This is a genomic window from Shinella agrisoli (assembly GCF_046557955.1).
Lineage (GTDB): Bacteria > Pseudomonadota > Alphaproteobacteria > Rhizobiales > Rhizobiaceae > Shinella.
Map to the genome: position 1 here is coordinate 90,015 of NZ_JBJIEP010000005.1, position 22,784 is coordinate 112,798.

19 protein-coding genes are annotated in these 22,784 nt (G+C 67.2%); 9 read left to right on the forward strand and 10 right to left on the reverse strand.

Features of this window, described 5'->3' with window-relative positions; translation table 11 throughout:
* The 3 genes from ACIIOY_RS06110 to ACIIOY_RS06120 form a co-directional block, all read right to left on the reverse strand.
* Positions 1-2,211: an FAD-dependent oxidoreductase gene (locus ACIIOY_RS06110; RefSeq protein ID WP_411033983.1), complete on the reverse strand. Its 2,211-nt coding sequence runs from the start codon at positions 2,209-2,211 to the stop codon at positions 1-3.
* Positions 2,212-2,398: 187 nt separating this feature from the next.
* Positions 2,399-3,607 (reverse strand): acetyl-CoA C-acetyltransferase, encoded by a 1,209-nt coding sequence (locus tag ACIIOY_RS06115; protein ID WP_411033746.1) that lies wholly within the window; start codon positions 3,605-3,607, stop codon positions 2,399-2,401.
* A 169-nt stretch (positions 3,608-3,776) separates the two neighbouring features.
* Positions 3,777-5,573 carry an acyl-CoA dehydrogenase C-terminal domain-containing protein gene (locus tag ACIIOY_RS06120; protein ID WP_411033747.1) on the reverse strand — a complete coding sequence of 599 codons (1,797 nt, stop codon included), beginning with the start codon at positions 5,571-5,573 and terminating at the stop codon, positions 3,777-3,779.
* Between the two features lie 584 nt (positions 5,574-6,157).
* Here ACIIOY_RS06120 and ACIIOY_RS06125 point away from each other — a divergent pair.
* The 3 genes from ACIIOY_RS06125 (at position 6,158) to ACIIOY_RS06135 (ending at position 12,203) form a co-directional block, all read left to right on the forward strand.
* The gene (locus tag ACIIOY_RS06125; protein ID WP_411033748.1) at positions 6,158-9,997 is read left to right on the forward strand and encodes a peptidoglycan-binding protein; all 3,840 of its coding nucleotides are present in this window, start codon (positions 6,158-6,160) and stop codon (positions 9,995-9,997) included.
* Positions 9,998-10,485: 488 nt separating this feature from the next.
* Complete coding sequence (locus ACIIOY_RS06130; RefSeq protein ID WP_411033749.1) at positions 10,486-11,412, forward strand: sulfite exporter TauE/SafE family protein; 927 nt, start codon at positions 10,486-10,488, stop codon at positions 11,410-11,412.
* Positions 11,409-12,203: a TIGR02186 family protein gene (locus ACIIOY_RS06135; RefSeq protein ID WP_411033750.1), complete on the forward strand. Its 795-nt coding sequence runs from the start codon at positions 11,409-11,411 to the stop codon at positions 12,201-12,203. The genes ACIIOY_RS06130 and ACIIOY_RS06135 overlap by 4 nt, the downstream gene beginning before the upstream one ends.
* Before the next feature lie 3 nt (positions 12,204-12,206).
* On the opposite strand, the gene ACIIOY_RS06140 is transcribed toward ACIIOY_RS06135, so the two are convergent.
* Both ACIIOY_RS06140 and ACIIOY_RS06145 read right to left on the reverse strand, forming a co-directional pair.
* Entirely contained in the window at positions 12,207-12,647 is a 441-nt protein-coding gene (locus ACIIOY_RS06140) for a universal stress protein (protein ID WP_411033751.1), read from the reverse strand.
* A 58-nt stretch (positions 12,648-12,705) separates the two neighbouring features.
* The gene (locus tag ACIIOY_RS06145; RefSeq protein ID WP_411033752.1) at positions 12,706-13,215 is read right to left on the reverse strand and encodes a winged helix-turn-helix transcriptional regulator; all 510 of its coding nucleotides are present in this window, start codon (positions 13,213-13,215) and stop codon (positions 12,706-12,708) included.
* A gap of 113 nt (positions 13,216-13,328) precedes the next feature.
* Here ACIIOY_RS06145 and ACIIOY_RS06150 point away from each other — a divergent pair, with 113 nt between their 5' ends.
* Both ACIIOY_RS06150 and ACIIOY_RS06155 read left to right on the forward strand, forming a co-directional pair.
* Positions 13,329-13,889, forward strand: a complete 561-nt coding sequence (locus tag ACIIOY_RS06150) for a dihydrofolate reductase family protein (protein ID WP_411033753.1) — start codon at positions 13,329-13,331, stop codon at positions 13,887-13,889.
* A gap of 125 nt (positions 13,890-14,014) precedes the next feature.
* A complete protein-coding gene (locus ACIIOY_RS06155) occupies positions 14,015-15,232 on the forward strand; it encodes a PQQ-dependent sugar dehydrogenase (protein WP_411033754.1) in 1,218 nt (405 codons plus the stop codon).
* A 42-nt stretch (positions 15,233-15,274) separates the two neighbouring features.
* Here the strand turns inward: ACIIOY_RS06155 and pdeM are convergent, their stop codons facing one another.
* Positions 15,275-16,000 (reverse strand): ligase-associated DNA damage response endonuclease PdeM, encoded by a 726-nt coding sequence (pdeM, locus tag ACIIOY_RS06160; RefSeq protein ID WP_411033755.1) that lies wholly within the window; start codon positions 15,998-16,000, stop codon positions 15,275-15,277.
* Positions 16,001-16,016: 16 nt separating this feature from the next.
* A complete protein-coding gene (locus ACIIOY_RS06165; RefSeq protein ID WP_411033756.1) occupies positions 16,017-18,539 on the reverse strand; it encodes a ligase-associated DNA damage response DEXH box helicase in 2,523 nt (840 codons plus the stop codon).
* A 94-nt stretch (positions 18,540-18,633) separates the two neighbouring features.
* Here ACIIOY_RS06165 and ACIIOY_RS06170 point away from each other — a divergent pair, with 94 nt between their 5' ends.
* Positions 18,634-19,167, forward strand: a complete 534-nt coding sequence (locus tag ACIIOY_RS06170; protein WP_411033757.1) for an RrF2 family transcriptional regulator — start codon at positions 18,634-18,636, stop codon at positions 19,165-19,167.
* 24 nt (positions 19,168-19,191) lie between these two features.
* On the forward strand, positions 19,192-19,656 hold the full coding sequence (locus ACIIOY_RS06175) for a carboxymuconolactone decarboxylase family protein (protein WP_411033758.1): 465 nt from the start codon (positions 19,192-19,194) through the stop codon (positions 19,654-19,656).
* 5 nt (positions 19,657-19,661) lie between these two features.
* Here the strand turns inward: ACIIOY_RS06175 and ACIIOY_RS06180 are convergent, their stop codons facing one another.
* Both ACIIOY_RS06180 and ACIIOY_RS06185 read right to left on the reverse strand, forming a co-directional pair.
* Positions 19,662-20,297 (reverse strand): YitT family protein, encoded by a 636-nt coding sequence (locus ACIIOY_RS06180; RefSeq protein ID WP_411033759.1) that lies wholly within the window; start codon positions 20,295-20,297, stop codon positions 19,662-19,664.
* Positions 20,298-20,350: 53 nt separating this feature from the next.
* Complete coding sequence (locus ACIIOY_RS06185) at positions 20,351-21,292, reverse strand: class I SAM-dependent methyltransferase (RefSeq protein WP_411033760.1); 942 nt, start codon at positions 21,290-21,292, stop codon at positions 20,351-20,353.
* A gap of 157 nt (positions 21,293-21,449) precedes the next feature.
* Here ACIIOY_RS06185 and ACIIOY_RS06190 point away from each other — a divergent pair, with 157 nt between their 5' ends.
* Positions 21,450-21,716 (forward strand): DUF6460 domain-containing protein, encoded by a 267-nt coding sequence (locus ACIIOY_RS06190; protein ID WP_411033761.1) that lies wholly within the window; start codon positions 21,450-21,452, stop codon positions 21,714-21,716.
* A 2-nt stretch (positions 21,717-21,718) separates the two neighbouring features.
* The gene (locus ACIIOY_RS06195) at positions 21,719-22,207 is read left to right on the forward strand and encodes a CAP domain-containing protein (protein ID WP_411033762.1); all 489 of its coding nucleotides are present in this window, start codon (positions 21,719-21,721) and stop codon (positions 22,205-22,207) included.
* 74 nt (positions 22,208-22,281) lie between these two features.
* Here ACIIOY_RS06195 and ACIIOY_RS06200 read toward each other — a convergent pair whose 3' ends face one another.
* Entirely contained in the window at positions 22,282-22,638 is a 357-nt protein-coding gene (locus ACIIOY_RS06200) for a DUF2934 domain-containing protein (RefSeq protein ID WP_411033763.1), read from the reverse strand.
* Between the last annotated feature and the right edge of the window lie 146 nt (positions 22,639-22,784).

Sequence of the window (22,784 nt, forward strand, 5' to 3'; positions counted from 1 at the left end):
TCAGGCCGCCTTCTTGGTCTCGGGGCCGAAACGGCCGTAGAAGGTCTCGCCCTTGGCGGCCATGTCCTTGAGCAGCGGCGTCGGCTGGAAGTGGCTGCCGTATTTGGCGGCGAGCTTCTCGCAGAGGGCGACGAAAGTCTTCACGCCCATGCCGTCGATGTAGGAGAGCGTGCCGCCGGTATAGGGCGCGAAGCCGAAGCCGAGGATGGAGCCGACATCGGCCTCGCGCGGATCGGTGACGATGCCTTCTTCCATGGTGCGGGCCGCTTCCAGCGCGATGGTGACGAGCAGGCGCTCCTTCAGCACCTTGACGTCGACGTCCTCGGGCTTTTGCTGCGGGTAGAGGTCCTTCAGGCCCGGCCACAGCTTCTTCTTGGCGGGCTTCGGCGGGTAGTCGTAGAAGCCCTTGCCGGCCTTGCGGCCGAGGCGGCCTTCGCCCTCCACCAGCTTGGTCACCAGCTCCATGTGGCGCGGATCGACCGACTGCGGCCCGAGGTCGGCGATGGAGGCCTTGAAGATCTTGTAGGAGAGATCGACGGCCACCTCGTCGTTGAGCGATAGGGGCCCGACCGGCATGCCGGCCATCTTGGCGGCATTCTCGATCATCGCCGCCGGCACGCCCTCGATCAGCATGTCATAGGCCTCGGCCATGTAGCGGAAGACGCAGCGGTTGACGTAGAAGCCGCGCGTGTCGTTGACGACGATCGGCGTCTTCTTGATCGCGGCGACGTAATCGAGCGCGGTGGCAAGCGCCCTGTCGCCCGTCTCCTTGCCGAGGATCACCTCCACCAGCATCATCTTCTCGACCGGGGAGAAGAAGTGGATGCCGATGAACTGGTCCGGGCGCTTGGAGTTCTTGGCAAGGCCGGTGATCGGCAGCGTCGAGGTGTTGGAGGCGAAGATGGCGTCCTCGCGCAGCACGGCCTCGATCTTCTCGGTGACCTCCTTCTTGACGGTGCGGTCCTCGAAGACGGCCTCGATGACGAGGTCGGCGTCGGCGAGGCTCGCGTAATCCGGCGTCGGCGTGATGAGGGAGAGCAGCTTCTCGCCGTCCTCCTTCGACATGCGGCCCTTGCCGATCGCGCCGGTGACGAGGCCTTCGGAAACGCCCTTGCCCTTGTCGGCGGCCTCCTGGTCGCGGTCGATCAGCACGACCGGGATGCCGGCGGCGGCGGTGACATAGGCGATGGAAGCACCCATGAAGCCGGCGCCGACGACGGCGACCTTCTTCAGCTCCGATTTCGGCACGCCGGCCGGGCGGCGCGCGCCCTTGCCGAGCTCCTGCATGGAGATGAACAGCGACCGGATCATCGAGAAGGCTTCGGTCGTCTGGAGGATATGGGTGAAGTAGCGCTGCTCGATCCTGAGGCCCGTCTCGAAGGGCACCTGCAGGCCTTCATAGACGCATTTGAGGATGGCGAGCGCGCCCGGATAGTTGCCGGCGGTCTCGCGGCGCAGGATCGCCGGGGCGGCGGGCCAGAGCTGGGCGGAGGCGGGTGTCCAGATGCCGCCGCCGGGGACCTTGAAGCCCTTCTCGTCCCAGGGCTGCACGGGCTTGAGGCCGTCCTTGATCATCTGCTTGGCGGCCGGGATCAACTGGTCCGGCTCGACCACCTGGTGGACGAGATTCATCGCCTTGGCGCGCGCGGCCGTCAGCGAGGAGCCGGTGGTCATCATCTGGAGCGCGTCCTGGGCGTTCGCAAGGCGCGGCACGCGCTGGGTGCCGCCGGCGCCGGGGAAGATGCCGACCTTGACCTCGGGAAGCGCAATCTTGACGGACTTGGCGTTGGAGGCGACGCGGCCGTGGCAGGCGAGCGACATCTCGAAGGCGCCGCCCATGCAGGTGCCGTTGATGGCCGAGACCCAGGGCTTGCCGCAGGTCTCGAGCTTGCGGAACAGCCAGGTCATGCGGCCGGTCGCTTCGAACAGTTTTTGCACGGCGGTGGCCGGATCCTTCGCCTCGGCCTCCTTGAGAAGGTCGAAGCTCGCCTTGATCATGGAAAGGTCCGCGCCGCCGGAGAAGGAGGACTTGCCGGACGTGATGACGACGCCCTTGACGGCGCTGTCGGCGACGACCTGGTCGATGATTTTGTCGAGCTCGTCCATCACCTCGACGGTGAAGACGTTCATCGACTTGTCGGGCATGTCCCAGGTGACGAGCGCAATGCCGTCGGCGTCGGTCTCGATGGAAAAATTCTTGTAGCTCATGATGGGATTCCTCTTCCCTGAAATCTATCTGGCGGGGCGGCGCCCCTCATCCGCCTGCCGGCACCTTCTCCCCGTGAACGGGGAGAAGGGACATGCCGCGGCCTTGCCGTTCCCCCTCGCCCCGCTTGCGGGGAGAGGCTGCGCCGAGCGCAGCGGAGGCGGGGTGAGGGGCTTTCACGCGCGGTCCCCTTCAGACCCGTTCGACGATCGTCGCCGTGCCCATGCCCGCGCCGATGCAGAGCGTGACGAGGGCGGTGTTCAAATCGCGGCGCTCCAGCTCGTCCAGCACGGTGCCGAGGATCATCGCGCCGGTCGCGCCGAGCGGATGGCCCATGGCGATCGCGCCGCCGTTGACGTTGATCTTGTCGTGCGGGATGTCGAAAGCCTGCATGTAGCGCAGCACGACGGCGGCGAAAGCCTCGTTGAGCTCGAACAGGTCGATGTCGGAGAGCTGCATGCCGGCGCGGGCGAGCAGCTTTTCCGTGACGTCGACGGGGCCGGTGAGCATCAGCGCCGGATCGGAGCCGATGTTGGCGAAGGCCTTGATGCGCCCGCGCGCCTTCTTTCCGAGGATCGCGCCGCCTTCCTTCGAGCCGAGCAGCACGGCGGCGGCGCCGTCGACGATGCCGGAGGAATTGCCGGCATGGTGCACGTAATTGATGCCCTCGATTTCCGGGTGCGCCTGAATGGCGACGGCCTCGAAGCCGCCCATCTCGCCGGGCATCTGGAAGGAGGGCTGGAGCTGGGCCAGCGCCTGCATGTCCGTGCCGGGGCGCATGTGCTCGTCGCGGTCGAGGATGACGAGGCCGTTGATGTCCTTCACCGGCACGACGGAGTTCTTGAAGTAGCCGTTCTGCCAGGCATGGGCGGCGCGCTTCTGGCTCTCGACGGCATAGGCGTCGACGTCGTCGCGGGAAAAGCCGTATTTCGTGGCGATGAGGTCGGCCGAGACGCCCTGCGGCATGAAATAGGCGGGGAAATTCACCGACGGGTCCATGAACCAGGCGCCGCCAGACATGCCGAGGCCGACGCGCGACATCGACTCGACCCCGCCGGCGATCACGATGTCGTCCGCCCCTTGGGCGATCTTCGCCGCGGCGAGGTTGACGGCGTCGAGGCCGGAGGCGCAGAAGCGGGAAAGCTGCACGCCCGGTGCCTTCGTCGAGTAGCCGGCCTCGAAGGCGGCGGCCTTGGGGATCACCGAGCCCGCATCCATGACGGGATCGACGCAGCCCATGACGATGTCGTCGACCTTCTCCGTGTCGAGGCCGTTGCGGTCGCGCACGGCTTCGAGAACCTTGGCTGCGAGGCGCACGGACGGCACTTCGTGCAGCGAGCCGTCCTTCTTGCCGCGCCCGCGCGGGGTGCGCACATGATCGTAGATGAAGACGTCGGTCATTCTCTTCTCCCTGGTGGCGCGGTGGCGCCTTAGAATTCCTGCAGTTGCCTGCGGCGGATGCCCCTCATCCGCCTGCCGGCGCCCTCCCGTGAACGGGAAGAGACCGTGTGGCCTGCGACTGTACTCCCCGCCCCGCTTGCGTGGAGGGGCTCAGGTGAGGGGCAGGGCGTCAGAACGCCTCGGCCGCCAGTTCCATCATCGTGTCGGCGCCGGCCTCGATGCGGGCCTTGCGCAGCGCCGTTTCGGGCATCAGCCGCTCCATGAAGAACCGTGCCGTCACCAGCTTGTTCTTGAGGAAGTCTTCGCGCGTGCCTGCGCCATTCGCAAGGCCTTCCTCGGCGGCCTTGGCGATCTTGGCCCACATATAGCCGATCACGACGAGGCCGAAGAGGTGCATGTAGTCGGTCGAGCCGGCGCCGGCATTGTCGGGCTTGGCCATGGCGTTCTGCATGAACCACATGGTGGCGGCCTGGAGGTCGTTGAGGCCCTTCTTCAGGTGCTTGGTGAAGAAGGCGAGCTTCTCGTCGTTCCGGTTCTCCTCGCAGAAATCGCCGATCTCCTTGAAGAGGGCCATGACGGCGCGCCCGCCGTTCATGCCGAGCTTGCGGCCGACGAGGTCGAGCGCTTGGATGCCGTTCGCCCCTTCGTAGATCATGGCGATGCGCGCGTCGCGCACATACTGGCTCATGCCGTGCTCTTCGATATAGCCGTGGCCGCCGAAGACCTGCTGGGCCATGACGGCGTGGTCGAAGCCCTTGTCGGTGAGCACGCCCTTGAGGATCGGCGTCATCAGGCCGAGGATGTCGTCGGCGGCCTGGCGCTCCTTCTCGTCGGCGGCGCGGTGGGCGATGTCGGATTTCAGCGCCGTCCAGAGCGTGAAGGCGCGCCCGCCCTCGGTCCAGGCCTTGATGGTCATCAGGGTGCGGCGGATGTCGGGATGGACGATCAGCGGGTCGGCCTTGCCGTCCGGGTTCTTGGGGCCGGAGAGCGAACGGCCCTGCAGGCGCTCGCGGGCATAGGCGGCGGCATTCTGGTAGGCGATCTCTGCGATGGAGAGGCCCTGCAGGCCGACGCCGAGACGGGCCTCGTTCATCATGACGAACATGGCGTTGAGGCCCTTGTTCTCCGTGCCGATCAGGTAGCCGGTCGCCTCGTCGTAGTTCATGACGCAGGTCGCGTTGCCGTGGATGCCCATCTTGTGCTCGATCGCGCCGCAGGAGACGCCGTTCCGCTCGCCCGGCGTGCCGTCGTCCTTGAGCAGGTATTTCGGCACGATGAAGAGCGAGATGCCCTTGGTGCCTTCCGGCGCGCCCTCGATGCGGGCGAGCACCAGGTGCACGATGTTCTCCGACATGTCGTGCTCGCCGGCGGAGATGAAGATCTTCTGGCCGGAGATTTTATAGGAGCCGTCGGCCTGCGGCACCGCCTTGGTGCGCAGGAGCCCGAGGTCGGTGCCGCAATGGGGCTCCGTCAGGTTCATCGTGCCGGTCCAGGTGCCCTCCACCATCTTGGGGAGATAGGCGGCCTTCTGCGTGTCGGAACCGTGCACGAGGATCGCGGCGATCGCGCCCTGGGTGAGGCCCGGATACATCATCAGCGACATGTTGGCCGACGACATGTACTCGCCGACGGCCGTGTGCAGCACATAGGGAAGGCCCTGGCCGCCGAATTCCTCCGGAACCGCAAGGCCGATCCAGCCGCCCTGGCGGTAGAGGTCGTAGGCCTCCTTGAAGCCCTTCGGCGTCGTCACCGTCGCGTCGTCGTGGCGGGTGCAGCCTTCCTGGTCGCCCGAAAGGTTGAGGGGGAAGAGCACTTCCTCGGCGACCTTCGCGGCCTCGCCGGCAATCGCCTCCACCATGTCTCCCGTCGCATCGGCAAAGCCCGGCAGGTTGTTGTACCGCTCGAGCGCCAGAACGTCGTTCAGGATGAAAAGCGTGTCATTCACGGGGGCCTTGTAGATCGGCATTTCTCGCGTTCCTCACCTATGCCACGGACAGGAGTCCGCTTCTTGGGCGAGGATACTATAAAACTTTGACGTTTGCGTAAACGTCAAAACGCAAGACGCGGCGAATTTTTCGTTTCGGGAAAAGCAGAGAAGGCTGCGAGCTTCGGCGCGGGTTTCCATGCAGGTGAGCACCTTCCCGCCGGTGAAGCAAACGATATCGGCTGCCGCGGCACCCGGATCTGGGCATGCCGCGTTTGGGCCCTCTTCTGGAAGGCCGAGGACCGTCCCGCGACCGCTCGTCTCCGCCCTCCGCTCCGGTCTATGAGCAAATCGTTAAAAAATTTCGGGGCCGGTTAACCCCTTGTTTACCACGTTTCGTGAATTGTGGCGCTTGAGGGCGTGGGATCGGGAATCATTTCGGCTTCCCTCTGCGGCACCCGGCATGGACGGCCGGGGACGAGCGGGGACGATACGGTTTTCCCAGCGCATGCGGTGATTGACGGCGGAAAGACGCTCCCGCCGGAACGGAAGAAGGGCGCAGCCGGAGGGCAGCGCCGTCAAGGTATCTCCCGGCAGGCCGGAGGGCCGCCAAAGCGAGGCGAAAGATGAACGGATCGCGAAACCCGCAACGTCATGGCGAACGGTCTTCGCTCGACGCGCTGAATCGCACCATCGAGGGTCTGGAGGCCCGTATCGAGGGCCTGATGGCGAACGGGCGGGAGGCGCGCGGGCGCGGCGAGGAGCGGTTTGCGCCGCGCGGCGAGCAGGTCCGTTACGAGCCCTCGCGGCACATTCCGCTGCGCGACGACCCGGTCTCCGAGATCATGCAGCGCCAGCGCGCCATAGAGGGCGGCCGCGAGCGCGTCGCCCAGCGCCTGGAGCGCCGCCCGCTCTCCGGCGATCACCATGCCGCCGCTCAGCACGCGCATGCCGCCTATGGCGCGGCACCTGTCCGCGCGGAAGGCTCCGTCGAGGACATCGCCAAGGCGCTCGTTTCGCTGCGCCAGGACCTGAAGAAGGACATTGCCGACGGTCTCGAGCGCGAGATGCACTCGCTGCGCTCGGAAATCCGCGGCATCCGCCAGATGGCCGAAGGCCGCGGTAACGTGGACGACCTGCGTGAGGAACTGCACCGGCTCTCCGCCGGCATCAGCCAGCTCGGCCGCCAGTCGGGCCATGCGGAAGGCCTGCGCGTCGAATTCGACGAGCTGCGCTCCGTGCTCGACGGCCTTGCGCGCGAGGATTCGGTGCGGCGCATGGAGGACCGCTGGAACGGCGTCGAGCAGAAGCTCTCCGCCTTCGACCAGACCCGCGACGACGAGCTTGTGGCGCTCGCCTACCGGCTCGACGAGCTGAAGAACCAGATCAACACGATGAGCGCGACGCCCGCGATCCGTGCGCTGGAAGGCAAGATCGAGGCGATCGCCCAGGCGGTCGACACGCTCGGCCGCCAGGGTGAGCCGGACAGCGGCCGCTTCGTCTCCGCCGTCACCTCGCAGTTCGAGGGGCTGGATGCGCGCCTCGACGAGATCAGCCGTGCGATCGCCGCGGCCGGCCGCGTGCAGCAGTCGTCTTCGGCCGACCATGCGATGATGCAGCGGCTCGAAAGCCGCATCGCCGACCTTGCAGGCCAGCTCGACCTCATCGCCCGCCGCCCGGCACCGGCCCCCGACCACGGCCTTGCCACGCGCATCGAAGCGCTGGCGAACCGCATCGAGGAACTCTCCAACGAGCGCGCTGCGCTGCGCCTCGAAGAGCGCATCGAGCAGCTTTCGCTCATGCTGGAGCAGAGCCAGCAGGCTGCACCCGCCGCGGCGGGCAGCGACGAGCTTGCCTATTACCTCTCCGACATCTCCCGCAAGATCGACGCGCTCGACCAGGGCAGCGTCAATGACCAGCTCGCCGAACGGCTCGATGCGCTGGCCCGCCGCATCGACGGGCTCGACGCGCCGGTCGGCAGCCCGTTCCAGGAAGACCGCTTCTCGCATATCGAAGGCCGACTGACGGCGATCGCCGACCGGCTCGACGCCACGCGCACGGCGCCCGACGGCGACCAAGAGGCATTGCGCGGTCTCGAGGCGCAGATCGCGCATCTCTCCACGCTGATCAGTGCGCCCTCCGCGTCGGCCGCCGCCGTTCCCTCCGAGCTCGAGAACCGCCTTGCGACGATCGAGGACTACATGGCGACGAACGACGAATACATCGTCGAAGCCGCCCGCCAGGCGGCGGAAGCCGTCATGGAGGCCTATCGCCATGCCGGCCCGGCCGCCACGGGTGCCGACATGGAGGCGATCGCCGGCCTTGCCGGCGACCTGCGCGCGCTGGAGGAGCTGACCCGTTCGAGCGAGGAGCGCACGGCGCGCACCTTCGACGCCCTGCATGACACGCTGGTGCAGATCGCCGGCCGTCTCGAGCAGCTCGACGCCCCGCGCGAAACCTTCGGCCGCCGCGAAGCGGCGATGCCGCGCGCCGAGATGCCGGCCATGGACCTCGGCCGCAGCGCCGAGCCGGCCGCCGGCATCATCGGCAACGACTACCCTTTTGACGACGACGGCTTCGGCGCCCTGGACCTGCGCAAGCCCGCCGCCGCCGAGCCGCAGGAGGAAAGCCGTTTCGCCGAGATCGAGGTGGAACACATTCCCGTTCCCGAGCGCCCCGAGCCGGCGGAGGACATCGCGGAGCAGTCCGTGGCGCTTGCCGGCGAGGTGACGGAAGCCCAGCCGAAGGGCGGCCTGCTGGCCGGCCTCAAGCGCCGCTTCGTGCCCGGACGGAAGGAAGCCGCCCCGCGGGCGGAGCGCCGCCAGATCGATCCGACGCCGTCGATCGACCCGACCGACGAGCTCGCGCCGGAAGAGGCCAACCAGCTCCTGGAACCGGGTTCCGGTGTGCCGGACGTTCGCCGTATCCTTGAGCGCGTGCGCGCCGGGCAGGCGTCAGGCAACCGTGCCGCGACGGGCAGCGACGGCGAGAAGGCGGACTTCATCGCCGCCGCCCGCCGGGCCGCAAAGCTCGCCGCAGAAGAGGCCGACACGATCTCCCGCGTCGCTCCGGCGAAGAAATCCGAAAAGCCGGCAAAGGGCGAAAAGCCCGCCTCCGCGCTTTCCCGCCACCGCCGGCCGATCCTGCTCGCCGTCGGCGCCGTGCTGCTCGCCATCATGTCCTATCCGCTGGTCAACACGCTGATCCGCGGCGACGACGCGCCGGTGCTCGTCGAGCAGACCGCGGCGATGGGCGAGGACGCCAGGCCCTCCGAGGCGACGGCCGGAGCAGGCGAAGCCGTGACGGCAAGCAGCGCCGCGGCTCCGGTCGCCGACGAAAAGGCGGTGACCGATCCGGCGCCGGCCGAAAGCGGCAGTGAGCGCGACCTTGCCGGCACAGACGGGAATGCGGCCGTCGAGACGGCGCCGACCCGGACTTCCGCGGAGGATGCGGATGTGGTCGCGGCCCCGGCCACGACCGATGACAACGCGACCGCCGGCTTCGAGCCGGTGACGACGCCGGACGCCGAGCCGCTGGCCGGCAAGGACGCCAAGGCTTCCGCCGAGGCGGTGGCGGCCGATCCGGTGCAGACGGCGGCCATCGTGGTTCCGGAAGCGATCACGCCGGCCTCGCTGTCCAAGGCCGCCGGCGAGGGCGATCCGCTGGCGCTGTTCGAGATCGGCGCGCGCTACACGGAAGGCCGCGGCGTGGCGACCGACCTCAAGGAGGCCGCCCGCTGGTACGAGCTTGCGGCCGCCCGCGGCTTCGCGCCCGCCGAATACCGCCTCGCCAACCTCTACGAGAAGGGCCAGGGTGTCGAGCGCGACCTCGACCGCGCCCGCCGGCTCTATGAAGTGGCGGCAAACAAGGGCAATGCGAGCGCCATGCACAATCTCGCCGTGCTGCTGGCGACCGGCATCGGCGATGCGGCGCCGGACTTCGACGCCGCGGCGACGTGGTTCCAGAAGGCCTCCGAGCTCGGCGTGCGCGACAGCCAGTTCAACCTCGCCATCCTCTATGCGCGCGGCAACGGCGTGAAGCAGGACATCGAGGAGTCCTACAAGTGGTTCGCCATCGCCGCCCGCGACGGCGACCGGGACGCGGCGGAAAAGCGCGACGAGGTGGCGAACGCCATGCGTCCCGAGCAGCTTTCCAGCGCCAAGGCCAAGGTCGAGCTGTGGAAGCCGCAGCCGCTCGACGAGAAGGCGAATTCGGCCGACCTGCCCGACGAATGGGTCGGCAAGCCGACGAAGACGGCCAGCGTCGACATGAAGAAGGCCATCCGCAACATCCAGGCGATCCTCAACAACAACGGCTTCAATGCCGGCACGCCGGACGGCGAGATGGGCAAGAAGACCGTCGCCGCCATAAAGGCCTTCCAGAAGTCGGTCGGCCAGAAGGAGACCGGCGAGATCGACGATGCGCTGGTGACCGAGCTTCTGAAACGCAACAAGCAGCCGGGCTGACCGGCAGGCTGCCGGAGGGCGCAAATGGCTCCGCCGGTTGACTTCACCACAGCCCGCGGGCATGACGCCCTCCATGGCGCTGCGCGCCGCCTCCGGTGCGCGACGGGCGCTGCAGCATTTTGGTTCTGCCGCATGATTTATCCTTAAATCGGCCCCGATTTGAGGAATTATGCAAAATCACATGCCGTCCCAGGATGATATGCGTTTGACAAACGTCATCATTCCGAGGCGGCGACGGCGCACCTGAAAGGGCGCCGACATGACCGATCCTTGCGTGAGGCAAGGTGCGACCGGCCGATGGAGGGGGGCTCCCTTCCCGCGGCGGGGCGCTTCCTTGCATCCGCAGCCTGCCGGAAGAGGAAGCCGCGGCGGGTGAAGGGGTGAGAGCGGCTGCCGGGAGCAATTCCGCGAAAAGCGTGAAGCGGTTTTTGCGGAGAACATGTATGGGGCGCCCGCCTGTGCGGGGAATTGCCGATCGGGGTATCGTTGTGACTGTCTATCTGCCCATTGCAGAGCTCTCGGTGAACATCTTCATCATTCTCGGCATGGGCGCGGCCGTCGGTTTCCTTTCCGGCATGTTCGGGGTCGGCGGCGGCTTCCTTATCACGCCGCTCCTCATCTTCTACAACATCCCGCCGGTCGTCGCGGTCGCGACGGGCGCCAACCAGGTCGTCGCCTCCTCGATGTCCGGCGCGCTCTCGCACTTCCGGCGCGGCACGCTGGACGTGAAGCTCGGCACGGTGCTGCTCCTGGGCGGTCTTGCGGGCGCCACCGTCGGCATATGGCTGTTCTCGATCCTGCGCAGCGTCGGCCAGCTCGACCTCGTCATCTCGCTGCTCTACGTGGCGCTGCTCGGCACGGTCGGCACCTTGATGCTGCTTGAAAGCATCCGGGCGCTGCGCCGGGCGGCGAACAACCAGCCCGTCTCGCTGCGCCGGCCGGGGCAGCACAGCTGGGTGCACCGTCTGCCGCTGAAGATGCGCTTCAAGAAGTCGAAGATCTACCTCAGCGTCATTCCGGTGATCGTCCTCGGCTTCGGCATCGGCATCCTCACCTCCGTCATGGGCGTCGGCGGCGGCTTCATCATGGTGCCGGCGATGATCTATCTCCTGCGCATCCCGACGAACGTCGTCGTCGGGACGTCCCTGTTCCAGATCATCTTCGTCACGGCCTATACGACGATCGTGCAGGCGACGACCAACTACTCGGTCGATATCGTGCTCGCCTTCATCCTGATGGTGGCCGGGGTGATCGGCGCGCAATACGGCGTCCGGGTCGGCCAGAAGCTGCGCGGCGAGCAGCTGCGCGCCCTTCTGGCGCTGCTGGTGCTTGCCGTCGGCGCCCGCCTTGCGGTGGACCTCGTCGTCACGCCCGCCGACGTCTATTCCATCGTCAGCGAGGGGGTCTATCGATGAGAGCGATCCGTGCCCTCCTGCTCGTCCTCGGCCTTGCCCATCCCGCCGCAGCGCAGGTGCTCGAGGACAGGCCCGCGGAGTTTCCCGAAAAGCTGGAGATCGGCATCTCCACCGACGAGATCGCCATCTCCTCGGATTTCCGTGGCGCGGACCTGACGATCTTCGGCGCCATCGAGGGCTACGACCCGTCGCTGCTCGCCCAGCGCAAGTACGATATCGTGGTGGCGCTGGAGGGGCCGAAGGACAACAACACGGTGCGCGTCAAGGAGCGCGTCTTCGGCATCTGGGTCAACCGCCGCTCGATGACCTTCGAACTGGTGCCGGAATCCTATTCGCTGTCGAGCACGCGCGACGTCGAGACGATCGCCGAGCCGCCCGTGCTCAACGGCGTCGGCGTCGGCATCCAGCACATCCGCCTCTCGCCGATCGGCTATGTCGGCGACGGCAGCAACCTCACCGAGTTCCGCGAGGCCTTCCGGCGGCTCAAGGAAAGCGGCGGCTTCTACCAGCGCGATCCGGGCGGCGTGCAGTTCATCAGCGCCAGCCTCTTCAAGGCGACGGTCAAGCTGCCGGCGAACGTGCCGAACGGCACGCATGTCGTGCGCGCGCACCTCTTCCGCGACGGCGTCTTCATCGCCGAGAAGGCGCTGCCGCTGCGGGTGATGAAGACCGGCATCGAGCAGATGATCTCGAACGCCGCCTACAACAATTCGCTCGCTTACGGCGCCCTTTCGGTGCTGCTCGCGGTGCTGACGGGCTGGCTGGCGAGCATCGTCTTCCGCCGGGATTGAGCGTCAGGACCGGTAGACCAGGACCGGCACCTTCGAGTGGCTGAGCACCTTGGTGGTGACGCTGCCCATCAGGAAGGCGCTGACGCCGCGCCGCCCGTGCGAGGCCATGGCGATGAGGTCGCAGCCGCGCTCCCGCGCCGCATCTATGATCGCCTGCCAGGCATCCCCCGCCGTCACCTGCACGGTCTCGATCGCGACGCCGGCCGTTGCCGCCCGCTCTTGCGCCGCGCCGAGGATGCGCAGGCCTTCCTGGCGCACCTGCTCCTCGTATTCGGCGCGCACGCCGATCGCCTTGTCGGGCGTGATCGGCATGATGTGCAGCGGCTCGGCCACCGTCATCACCGAAACTTTCGCGCCGAGGGCCCTGGCAAGCTGGAGCGCCTGTTCGACCGCAGCCGAGGAACGTTCCGAGCCGTCCGTCGGAACGAGAATATGCTTGTACATCCGCCTTCTCCTTTCGGGGTCAGTTTACGATGCGAAGCGGATCCGGCCTTGATGGAAATCAACCTGCCGCGGGGGATCCGGCGCGGCGGGCGACGGTGGCCTCGTAGGCGGCCTGCAATTCGCCGAAAACCGAACGGGCGGGCGGCGGGCTGCCGAGATGGATGGCGCGAAGCTCGGCCATGAAGGCCTCCCACATCTGCGGTCCGCCGTCCTCCAGCAGTTCCGCGCGGATGGACAATTCCTCCGTAACCGGCAGGAAGCGCCGGCCCCAGGCGCCCATCATGGCGAAGACCGGCACCAGCGCGATGCCCATCTCGGTGAGGCTGTAGAGCGCCTTCTGCTTGTGGCTCGGATCGTCCTCCTTCGTGATCAGCCCCTCGCCGACGAGGCGGCGCAGCCGGTCGGCGAGGATGTTCGAGGCGATGCCTTCCTCCGATTTCGTCAGGAGCTCGCGGAAGTGGCGGCGGTTGCCGAACATCATGTCGCGCAGGACGATCAGGCTCCAGCGGTCGCCGAGGATTTCGAGCGTCAGGTTGATCGGGCAGCCGGAGCGGCGGGTGTCTTTCATCGGGGTCTCCAAAAACTGATTGCACAATACAATCGGTTTTGCTATCCATCAACCAGTTGCAAATCGCAACTAGTTAGATTTGGCGCGGCACGGCCGCAACGGAGGACGGGAAGATGGCAAAGGTAATCGTCTGGAACCTCGTGACGCTCGACGGCTTCTTCGAGGGCGAGAAGAAATGGGACCTCGACTTCCACAACCGGGCCTGGGGGCCGGAGCTGGAAAAGCTGAGCGCGGACTTCGGCTCCTCCGCCGGCCTCCTCGTCTTCGGCCGCGTGACCTACGAGGGCATGAAGGCCTATTGGACGACGACGGAGGACGAAGGCGAGGTGAAGACCTTCATGAACGCCCTGCCGAAGCTCGTCGCCTCGCGCACGGTCACCGATTCCGACTGGAACAACACCGAGGTGACGGCCGACATCCTCGGCGAGATCGCGAGGCGCAAGCAGGCACTCGACAAGGCCATCTACGTCTTCGGCAGCGCCGACCTGACGGATTCCCTCCTGAAAGCCGGGCTCGTCGACGAGGTGATGCTGGCGATCGTGCCGGTACAGCTCGGCAAGGGAACGCCCTTCTTCAAGGAGGGCGCGCGGCGCGACTTCGACCTCATCGAGGCAAAACCGCTTTCCAACGGGTCGATCCTCGCGCGCTATGCGCCCCGGCAGGCCGCTGCCTGAGGGCGATAAACATTTCTTGAAGAGACGTGTTGAAACAAATCACGGCGCTGACCCCTTCGGTGTTTAAGGCGGGTTGCGGACGCGCGACCTGCCGTCCCGCTTGCGATCGAACCCAAGGGAACACCATGCGCACGAACTTTCTTCTTGCCGGAACCATGCTTGCCGTCACGTTTCTTGCAGCTCCCGCCTGCGCCCAGACCGCAGGAACGGCGGAGACCGCCGCGGCCAATGCGCCCGACCAGACGCCCGCCTTCGAGAACCAGACCCGCGCACCGCTTCCGGAAACGATGCCCGAGATCAGCGCCGACGTGGTGGCGGAAGGCCTGCCACAGCTCTGGGCAATGGAATTCCTGCCCGACGGCCGCATCCTCGTGACGACGAAGGAAGGCGCCATGCACGTCGTCCTGCAGGAGAACGGCGAGGCGAGCCCGCCGATCGAGGGCGTGCCGGAGGTGGCGTCCGCCGGGCAGGGCGGCCTGCTCGACGTGGCGCTGGCCCCGGATTTCGAAAGCTCGAACCGCATCTACTTCTCCTTCTCCGAACCGCGCGAGGGCGGCAACGGCACCTCGGTCGCCACCGCACGCCTGACCGAGGAGGAGGGCAAGCTCGCGCTTCAGGACGTGAACGTCATCTTCCGGCAGATGCCGACCTATGACGGGGACAAGCATTTCGGCTCGCGCCTCGTCTTCGGGCCGCAGGGCGAGCTTTACGTGACGGTCGGCGAGCGCTCGGACCGCGAGACGCGCGTGGGCGCACAGGACCTCGGCAGCGGTTTCGGCAAGATCTTCCGCATCGACGCGGAGGGCAAGGCGCTTGCCGACAATCCCTTCGTGAATGAAGAGGGCGCGCTGCCGGAAATCTGGAGCTACGGCCACCGCAACCTGCAATCGGCCACGCTGGACGGCGAGGGCCGGCTCTGGACCGTCGAGCACGGGCCGAAGGGCGGCGACGAGCTGAACCGGCCGGAGGCGGGCAAGAACTACGGCTGGCCGAAGGTAAGCTACGGCATCGAATACAGCGGCGACCCGATCGGCGAGGGCATCACCGCGCTCGAAGGCACCGAGCAGCCGGTCTACTACTGGGATCCGGTGATCGGTCCCTCGGGCATGGCCTACTATGACGCAGACGCCATCCCGGAATGGAAGGGCGCTTTCCTGATCGGCGGGCTCGTCAGCCAGGGCCTCGTCGTGCTGCACATGGACGGCGACAGGGTTTCCCACGAGGAGCGCGTGCCGCTCGACGCCCGCATCCGTGACGTCAAGGTGGCGCCGGACGGCACGGTCTTCGTCGCGACGGAACACCGCAGCGGCGGTTCGACCATCCTGCGGCTGGTGAAGGGCTGAAACGACGCGCCCCTCATCCGGACGGGCGGACGGGGGGATGCCTCAGCCTCTGAGATTGGCAAACCGCACCGAATAGATGCGGTCGCGGCCGAGCATGTGGGCAACGAGGTTTTGGCGCTCGAAGAGGCCGGCCATCGCCCTGTGGCGCAGGTCGAGGCCGCCGGTCATGAGGCCGAAGGCGGGCATCAGGAGGCGCTTCCCGTCGGTGGCGAAGCAGGGGCGTCGCACCGCCTTCTCGCGGCGGATGACGGTGGCGGCCGGGTGCAGGTGCCCGGCGATCTCGCCGGCCGGCGAGAGGAGCGAGGGCTCGTGGCGGAAGGCGAGGCCGGCATAATGCAGTTCGTCGGCCGACTGGCCGGGAAGCTCGACGGTGCCGTCCGGATCGTGGTTGCCGTTGATCCAGATCCAGTCGCGCCCGCGCGCAAGCTCGGCGATCTTCGCTCGGAACATGTCGGGCAGGTGTGCGGAGCCGACGCGGTCGTGGAAATTGTCGCCGAGGCTGACGACGATGGCCGGGTCATGCCGCGTGATGACGGCCTCCAGCACCTTCAGCGTGGCGAGCGTATCATAGGGCGGCAGCAGCATACCGCGGCGGGCGAAGGCGGCGCCCTTTTCCAGGTGCAGGTCCGAGACGACGAGGAGGCGCTCTTCCGGCAGGTAGAGCGCGCCGAGCGGATCGCACACGGCCTCGACGCCGGCAACGACGATGCGGGCCGAGACGGCGCCGAAATCCTCGATCTCCATCGATGCCAATGCCAGTCTCTGCATGCGCCTTCTTTACTCTCTAGAGAGGGGCCTCGCCCATCGCCTCGGCGATCAGGTCCTCCGCCGCTTCCGCGAGCAGGGAATCCTGCGCCTCGCCGGCCACCGTTTCCTTGCCGATCTCCAGCATGATCGGCACGGCGAGCGGCGAGATGCGGTCGAGCCGGCGATGGGTGACGTGGCCCCTGATTCGCGTGAGCATATCGCCCAATCGCTGAATATCCAAAAGTCCCGCCGCCGCATCGTTGCGCGTGGCTTCCAGGAGGATGTGGTCGGGCTCGTGGCTCCTGAGCACGTCGTAGATGAGGTCGGCGGAGACGGTGACCTGCCGCCCGGTCTTCTCCTTGCCCGGATGGCGCTGCTCGATGAGACCGGCAATCACGGCGCAATTGCGGAAGGTGCGCTTCAGCATGAAGCTTTCGTCGAGCCAGGCTTCGAGGTCGTCGCCCAGCATGTCCTCGTCGAAGAGGTTGGAAAGCGACGGCCGTTCGACGGTAAAGGCGTGGCCGAGGTCGTCCAGCGCCCAGACGGCGAGCGAATAGTCGGTGGCGACGAAGCCGAGCGGCCGGCGCCCGGCGCGCTCCAGCCGGCGCGTCAAGAGCATGCCGAGCGTCTGGTGCGCGAGCCGCCCCTCGAAGGGATAGGCGACCATGTAGTGCCGGCTGCCGCGCGGGAAGGTCTCGATCAGTAACTCGTCGCGCTTCGGCAGGGCCGAGACGTCGCGCTGGAGGGCGAGCCAGTCGCGCACCTGGTCGGGAAGCTCCCGCCAGCGGGCGGGATCGTCCAGCATCGCGCGCACCTGGTCGGCGAGATAGGTGGAGAGCGGGAACTTGCCGCCGGCATAGGCAGGCACCTTCGGATCGAGCGAGAAGGCCTGGGAGACGAGGCATTCGTTCTCGCGGATGCCCTCGAAGCGCAGCACCTTGCCGGAGAAGAGGAAGGTATCGCCGGGCGAGAGCATCTCGAGGAAATATTCCTCCACCTTGCCGAGCGAGGCGCCGCCGCGCCCGACCGCGCCCTTCGCGCCGCGCCTGACCATGCGCACATTGAGCATCGGCATCTCGACGATCGTGCCGAGGTTGAGGCGGTATTGCTGGGCGACGCCCGGATTGGAGACGCGCCAGAGGCCGTCCGCCGTCTTGCGGATGCGGGCGTAGCGCTCGTAGGTCTTCAGCGCATAGCCGCCGGTCGCGACGAACTGGACGATGCGGGCGAACTTCTCCCGGCCGAGCCCGGTATAGGGCGAGGCGGAGGTGATCTCGCCATAGAGGTCGTTCTCGTCGAAGGGCGCGGCGCAGGCTATGCCGAGCACGTGCTGGGCGAGCACGTCGAGCGCGCCCTCGCCGACGGGCGGCGTATCCTGCGCGCCGAGATAGTTGGCATCGAGCGCGGCCTGGCACTCCATGACCTCGAAGCGGTTGGCGGGCACCAGGATGGCGCGGCTCGGCTCGTCCATGCGGTGGTTGGCGCGGCCGATCCGCTGGGCGAGGCGCGAGGCGCCCTTCGGCGCGCCGACATGGATGACGAGGTCGACGTCGCCCCAGTCGATGCCGAGGTCGAGCGTCGAGGTGGCGACGACGGCGCGCAGGCGGTTCTCCGCCATGGCCTGTTCCACCCTGCGGCGCTGGCCGACGTCGAGCGAGCCGTGGTGCAGCGCGATCGGCAGCGTGTCCTCGTTGATGTTCCAGAGCTCCTGGAAGAGGATTTCCGCCTGGCTGCGGGTGTTGACGAAGAGGAGCGAGGTCCGGTGCGCCTTGATCGCCTCGTAGACCTCGGGCATGGCGTATTTCGCCGAATGGCCCGACCAGGGCACGCGCTCCTCGCTCTTCAGGATCGTGATGATCGGTTTCGCCCCGCCCGGCGCGGTGACGAGGCCGGCATGGTTTTCCTCGCCGGCGGACTGCGCGACCAGCCAGCGGCGCAGGTCCATCGGCTCGGCGACGGTGGCGGAAAGGCCGATGGTCCTGAGGCCGGGCGCAAGGCGGCGCAGGCGGGCGAGGCCGAGCGAGAGCAGGTGGCCGCGCTTGGAGGTGACGAGCGAATGCAGCTCGTCGAAGATCACGTATTTCAGGTCCTTGAAGAAGCGCGGCGCCTCGCCGTTGGCGATGAGGAGGGCGACCTGCTCGGGCGTCGTCAGCAGGATGTCCGGCGGGTTGAGGCGCTGGCGCTGGCGCTTGGCCTGCGGCGTGTCGCCGGTGCGCGTCTCGATGGTGATGGGCAGGCCCATCTCCGAGACGGGCTTCGTCAGGTTGCGCTCGATGTCGACGGCGAGCGCCTTCAGGGGCGAAATGTAGAGCGTGTGGATGCCGGTGAAGGCGGAGCCGGGCGGAATCTTGCCGCGGCGGGTGAGGTCGGTGAGCGCCGGCAGGAAGCCGGCGAGCGTCTTGCCGGCGCCGGTCGGCGCGATCAGGAGCAGGCTTTCGCCGGCCGTCGCGCGCGCCAGCAGTTCCATCTGGTGCGCGCGCGGCTGCCAGCCCTTCCCGGCGAACCAGGCGGCGAAGGGTGCGGGAAGGAGCGTGCGGGCGGCGTCGGTGGAATCGGTCATGCTGCGGGACAAGCTAAAGCATGTCGCGCAAAAGTGCGCAGCTTTTGCGGCGAAGGAAAAGTTCTGGAGGAAGGCGTTGACCGGCGGGAGAATCATGGATAAAAAATATCCACGATTAGGGAGAAGAACGGTTAAGCTCAGCGAAGGTGTCGAACAGGCGATCCACAGCGTGGCGATGCTGGCGCAGCTTTCCGAGGAGGGCGTGCTCTCGGCCGGTGAGCTTGCCGAGTACCATGGCGTGAAGACGAGCTACCTGTTGAAGCATCTCCAGGCGCTGTCCGGGGCCGGCATCCTCGCCACGCTGCCGGGGCCGAAGGGCGGCTACCGGCTGGCGCGGACGGCGGCGAAGATCACGCTGCTCGACATCGTGCTCGCCGTCGAGGGTCCGCAGCCGGCCTTCCGATGTCTCGAGATCCGCCAGCGCGGGCCGAACCCGCTGCCGGTGAAGCCGACGCGCCCCTGCGAGATCAACGCGGCCATGCTGCGCGCCGAGAAAGCCTACCGCGCGGAACTTCAGCGCGTGACCATCGCCGACATCCTCAAGGACGTGGCGGCGGGCGACGACGGATCGATCGCGGCGCGCGGCTGCGCCTTCCTCGCCATCCATGAACGCAGGCAGGGCGCGTGACGCCCCATTTTAAGGAGAACGATCATGCACGAACGACTGAAGGGCCGCGAAGTGGCCCCCGACGCCTACAAGGCGGTGATGGGGCTCGAAACCTACATCGCCAGGGAGTCGGGCCTCGACCGGCACCTCGTCCATCTCATCGAGCTGCGCGCCTCGCAGATCAACGGCTGCGCCTACTGCGTCGACATGCATTCGAAGGAAGCGCGCCGCGACGGCCTTTCCGAGCAGTGGATCAACCTGTTGTCCGTCTGGCGTGAATCCCCGGTCTATACGGCGCGCGAGCGGGCCGTGCTGGAGTGGACGGAGGCGGTGACGCGCCTTGCCGATACCGGCGCGCCGGACAGCGCCTACGAGCCGCTGAAGGCGTATTTCAACGAAAGCGAGATCGCCAAACTCACCATCGCCATCGGCTCGATCAACATCCTCAACCGCATCGCGGTCGGCTTCCGCATGCAGCATCCGCTCGACGCGCCGGCGAGGGCTGCCTGACGCGGTCACATCGCGATATAGCGGTCGGCGCGGTGGTTGATGGTGAGGAAGAGGTTCAGCACCACCGCCCCGACCACCGAGCACAGCACGATGAAGGGCGCGGCGACGGAGAAGGCGGCGACCAGCACCACGAGGTCGAAGGCGAGCTGCACGAGGCCGGCGCGGATGCCGAACCGCTCCTGCAGGTAGACCGCGAGCACCCCGACGCCGCCGAGGCTCGCGCGGTGGCGGTAGAGGCCGAGCAGGCCGAAGCCGAGCAGGATGCCGGCGAGCACCGCCGTCCAGAGCGGATCGATGCTCTCGATGCGGACGAAATGCGGCTGGAGCTCGGTGATGAGCGAGGTGAGCGAGACGGCGAGGATGGTCTTGATCGTGAAGCCCCAGCCGAGGCGTTTCAGCGCCAGGACATAGAACGGGATGTTCACGGCGGTGTAATAGAGGCCGAAGCTGATGCCCGTGAGATAGTGCAGCACGAAGGCGACGCCGGCGGTGCCGCTTGCCACCAGCCCGGCGCTGCCCATCAGGGCAAGGCCGAGCGCGGCGATCATGCTGCTCGTGAAGAGACCCTGCGCGTCTTCCAGCGGCGTATGGCGGGTGGGTGTGGGGTTCCAGAAGCCGAAACGCCGCTTGTCGCCGTCCATGCCTGATCTCCGATGGTCCTTGGTTGTCGTATAGGCCCTGCCGCCGGCGCAAGCTATCCCTGCCGCTCGGCGAGGAACAGCAGGCCATGCACCGGCTGGCCGGCATCCTGCCGGATGACGCTCTTTTCCACGGCAAGGAGGGCAAAGCCGCTTTCCTGCATCCTGCGGCGGATGAAGGCTTGCGGATGGGCGTAGCGCAGCGAGGGGCGCAGGAGCGGCGCATCGCCGTCGCCGCCGTCCTCGACGGAAAAGGCGAAGAGGCCGCCGGGTTTCGTCAGGCGCGCCGTGCTCGGGAAGACCTCGGCAAGGTCGCCGAGATACATCAGGACGTCCGCAGCGCTGACGAGATCGGCGCGCGCCTCGGGTGCATCGGCAAAGAGGCCGCTTTCGTTCGCCGGAAGGGAGAGGTCCGCCTGGGCGAGATGGTCGTAGACCGCCTTTTCCCCGGCCTTGGCCAGCATGCCGGCGGAAAGGTCGAAGCCTTCGAGGCGGTCGGCATGGGACCGGATCTCGACGCCGAAGAGGCCGGTGCCGCAGCCGATGTCCGAGACGAGGCCGAAATGTACATCCTCGCCCGCATGCCTGCGCACGAGCCGGGCGAGCGTCCGGGGAACGGTGTATGCCAGCTTCCCGACGAGCGCCGTGTCGAAGCGGTCGGCATAGTCGTCGAAGAGCCGTTCGACATAGGGCGTGGGCGGCGCGGCGGGCGCTTCAGCGGCACCGAGCACGGCAAGTTTCAGGCTGGCGCCGAAGATGTCGCTCGGGTCGAGGGCGATCACCTTTTCGAGCGCGGCCGCCGCCGCCTCCTTCCGGCCCGATTTTTCCGCATATTCGGCGAGCCTGAACCAGCCGGCGGCCCAGCCGGGCACCTGTTCGAGCGCCTGTTCCATGAGTTCGGCAGCCTCCGCGAACTCGCCCGATTCCGCGAACATGCGGGCATAGTCGGCGCGGCGGTCGGCGATGAGATCGCCGGAGGAAAAATGCGGGCTCGTCATGGGCGCTCGGAAACGGGAAAACTGGCGGAGCTACATGGCAGGGTCGCGGCAAAAGGCAAGCGAATTCTCGGGCCGCTGCTCCGGCCGGCGGCGGTTCTTGCGAGCGGATCGGTGACGGCTTATCTGGAATGAACGCGAATTTTTGGAGAATCAGCTGATGTCGAATGGCGTGAACGGGTTCCTCGGCGACACGCCGATCCGGGTGATCATCAAGCTCCTGATCCTGTCGGTGGCCGTCGGCTTCCTGATGTCGATCTTCGGGCTCTATCCGGACGACATTCTCTTTGCCGTGCGCGATTTCATCCTCGACCTGTGGAACACCGGCTTCAAGACGCTGGGACGCCTCGGCGACTACCTGCTGCTCGGCGCCGTCATCGTCGTGCCGGCCTTCATCCTCATTCGCCTCCTGAGCTATCGCCGCTGACCATGCAGTCCCGACGAGTCTTTCTGTCCGCCTCGGCGGCGGCCGTTACCGCGCTGGCCGCCGGCTGTTCCGCGACGGGCGTGCTTTCTCCCTCGGCCGGCACCGGCAGCGACCAGACGTCCGCCTCGCTCGCCCTCGTCAACAAGCTGAGGGCCGAGCGCGGCCTGCCGCCGCTTTCCGCCGACAAGGCGGCGCAGCGCGCGGCGATGGATCAGGCGGGCCGCATGGCGGCGGCCGGCAGGATGGAACACAATATCGGCTTCGGGGCGAATTTCCTGAAGCGCATGAAGAGCATGGAAGTGGCGCTTCCGGCGGCGGAGAACATCGCCGCGGGACAGGGCAACGCGGCAGAAGCGTTCGAGGCCTGGTATCGCTCGCCGAAACATCTGGAGAATATGCTGGGGGCGGGCTATCGCGGGCTCGGCGTGGCGGTCGTTTCCAATCCGGCGTCGGGCAACCGGCCCTATTGGGCGATGGTGCTTTCGGGCTGAGTGGTATCCGGCCAGCCTTACCCCGATCGCATGCTTCGGGCCGGAGCCAGACCCCGACCCGGAAAACCCGACCGTCAGAGGGACTGGTCGAGCTCGGCGTCGATGTCCCGTGCATCGAGCGGCTTCTTCGCGGGGACCGGCCTCAGCCGGGCGATGCGGTCGGGATTTTCCGCTGTCGGATTCTCCGGCACGGTGCCGGGCGGAAGCGCGTTGAGAGCGATGTCGGCCTTGCTGGCCCGCTCCATCTTCTCCCTGGGGTGCAGGTCAGGGCGCACGATGAGCCCGCTCCCTGCACGCGCGGCTTCTCCTTCTTCCTCGCGAACGTCCGCCCTGGCACGCAGCCAGTGCGAATATTCGCGGCCTTCCGGACGGCCTTCTTCTTCCCAGATTTCATGGGCCTTTTTGCGAATCCGTTCGTCGTGATCGTCCATGGTATCGTCCCTTCCTGGCCTTTGCGGCCGTTTTGGGCGGGATCGGTGCAGGCTACCGTCGACAGCCAATCCCCAGCAATTGCGGACGCAGGGCCGCGTCGCACGTTTGCCGGAATTGCTCGTGCCGGCATTTGCCGAACACTCCA

Bases quoted from the DNA above. Each gene is read 5' to 3' on its own strand.
- ACIIOY_RS06135 (WP_411033750.1), top strand. From the start codon at position 11,409: ATGAGAGCGATCCGTGCCCTCCTGCTCGTCCTCGGCCTTGCCCATCCC.
- ACIIOY_RS06175 (WP_411033758.1), top strand. From the start codon at position 19,192: ATGCACGAACGACTGAAGGGCCGCGAAGTGGCCCCCGACGCCTACAAG.
- ACIIOY_RS06200 (WP_411033763.1), bottom strand. From the start codon at position 22,638: ATGGACGATCACGACGAACGGATTCGCAAAAAGGCCCATGAAATCTGG.
- ACIIOY_RS06190 (WP_411033761.1), top strand. From the start codon at position 21,450: ATGTCGAATGGCGTGAACGGGTTCCTCGGCGACACGCCGATCCGGGTG.
- ACIIOY_RS06115 (WP_411033746.1), bottom strand. From the start codon at position 3,607: ATGACCGACGTCTTCATCTACGATCATGTGCGCACCCCGCGCGGGCGC.
- ACIIOY_RS06180 (WP_411033759.1), bottom strand. From the start codon at position 20,297: ATGGACGGCGACAAGCGGCGTTTCGGCTTCTGGAACCCCACACCCACC.
- ACIIOY_RS06150 (WP_411033753.1), top strand. From the start codon at position 13,329: ATGGCAAAGGTAATCGTCTGGAACCTCGTGACGCTCGACGGCTTCTTC.
- ACIIOY_RS06120 (WP_411033747.1), bottom strand. From the start codon at position 5,573: ATGCCGATCTACAAGGCCCCCGTGAATGACACGCTTTTCATCCTGAAC.
- pdeM (WP_411033755.1), bottom strand. From the start codon at position 16,000: ATGCAGAGACTGGCATTGGCATCGATGGAGATCGAGGATTTCGGCGCC.
- ACIIOY_RS06125 (WP_411033748.1), top strand. From the start codon at position 6,158: ATGAACGGATCGCGAAACCCGCAACGTCATGGCGAACGGTCTTCGCTC.
- ACIIOY_RS06140 (WP_411033751.1), bottom strand. From the start codon at position 12,647: ATGTACAAGCATATTCTCGTTCCGACGGACGGCTCGGAACGTTCCTCG.
- ACIIOY_RS06155 (WP_411033754.1), top strand. From the start codon at position 14,015: ATGCGCACGAACTTTCTTCTTGCCGGAACCATGCTTGCCGTCACGTTT.
- ACIIOY_RS06165 (WP_411033756.1), bottom strand. From the start codon at position 18,539: ATGACCGATTCCACCGACGCCGCCCGCACGCTCCTTCCCGCACCCTTC.
- ACIIOY_RS06145 (WP_411033752.1), bottom strand. From the start codon at position 13,215: ATGAAAGACACCCGCCGCTCCGGCTGCCCGATCAACCTGACGCTCGAA.
- ACIIOY_RS06185 (WP_411033760.1), bottom strand. From the start codon at position 21,292: ATGACGAGCCCGCATTTTTCCTCCGGCGATCTCATCGCCGACCGCCGC.
- ACIIOY_RS06195 (WP_411033762.1), top strand. From the start codon at position 21,719: ATGCAGTCCCGACGAGTCTTTCTGTCCGCCTCGGCGGCGGCCGTTACC.
- ACIIOY_RS06170 (WP_411033757.1), top strand. From the start codon at position 18,634: ATGGATAAAAAATATCCACGATTAGGGAGAAGAACGGTTAAGCTCAGC.